This is a genomic window from Paralcaligenes ureilyticus (assembly GCF_004346225.1).
GTDB classification, from domain to species: Bacteria; Pseudomonadota; Gammaproteobacteria; order Burkholderiales; family Burkholderiaceae_B; genus Paralcaligenes; species Paralcaligenes ureilyticus.
Genome location: NZ_SMAJ01000036.1, coordinates 1 through 1,264 on the forward strand (window position 1 = coordinate 1; position 1,264 = coordinate 1,264).

1 protein-coding gene is annotated in these 1,264 nt (G+C 53.2%); it reads right to left on the minus strand.

Features of this window, described 5'->3' with window-relative positions; genetic code table 11:
• Positions 1-28: 28 nt before the first annotated feature.
• Positions 29-1,200 (minus strand): IS3 family transposase gene (locus EDC26_RS20015; protein WP_132586511.1). Its coding sequence is split into 2 segments (ribosomal slippage): positions 29-921 and positions 921-1,200, totalling 1,173 coding nucleotides; the frame shifts between segments, so codons are not numbered across the junction.
• Positions 1,201-1,264: the final 64 nt, after the last annotated feature.

Genomic DNA, 1,264 nt, shown 5'->3' on the forward strand with positions numbered 1-1,264 from the left:
TGTCGTGGTCAAGTTTTAGTGGACAGTTTCAAGTGAGTTTTTTGGATCCTACTTTTTCATACACATCGGGCGCCAAATAGCCCAATGTGGAGTGCAAACGCGTGGGGTTATAAAAGCCATGAATATAAAGGGCAATATCTTTGGCGGCCTCATTTTGATTGGCATAGCGCTGTGGCCTGAGCCATTCGCACTTCAGGCTTAAGAAGAACCGTTCCATGACGGCGTTATCCCAGCAATTGCCGGCGCGACTCATACTGCATTGGATCCCGTGCCGGTACAAAAGTCGTTGGTAAGTGTCGCTGGTAAATTGCGAGCCTCGATCAGAATGAAGCACTAGGCCACGGGCCGGATGGCGCTGAGAAATAGCCCTATCCAAGGCCTGTATAACGACGCCACCGCCCAGGTCCGACGAGGTTGCCCACCCGACCACTTTACGTGAATACAGATCCAGCACGACGGCCAGATAAAGCCAGCCGCGTCCTGTACGGACATGAGTGATGTCAGTCACCCAGGACTGGTTAGGCCGCGGCACCGAGAACTGCCGGTTTAGCAGGTTATCCCCCACCCGTGCGTTCGGGTGGCTATTAGGTGGAGTGACAAACCGGCGTTTCCAACGAGGGGTTAATTGTGCCTGTTTCATGAGTTTACGGACCCGATAACGACCAATTTTTATTCCCTGGCTGCGCACAGCCTGTACGACACGACGACTGCCATAGGTTTCATGGCTGGCGTTAAAAGCGGCACGCACATAGACCTCTTCGCGCACGTCTTGAGCACGGCGTACTGGCTGGCTGCGGGACTTGTAATATCCCGAGCGGCTCACCCCCAGCAATCGGCACGTACGCGATACCGCGATGGCCTTCGTTTGCAAATGCGTGACCACGCTAAACCCTACCTGAGGGTTCGTGCAAAGAAGGCCGACGCTTTTTTTAAAATATCGTTGTCCTCACGCAATTGGCGGTTCTCAATCTCCAACTCACGGATGCGCAGCTGTTCAACCGTTAACGGCTGGCTGGGCCGAGGCAGTCCATTAGCACTTTTATGTAATTGCACCCAGCGACGCACTGCCGTATCACCCACGCCCATGGCGATGGCGGCCTCGCGCGGCGACATATCTTTATCCAGCACCAAACGCACCACCTCATGTTTGAAGGCCGCGTCAATCTTGCGAGGATGGCCCGGTTCTTGTTTCTTTGTCATGGAATCACCTTATAAATTAATAATGATTCACTTCAAAAGTGTCCTCCAAAATTAGACCACAGCA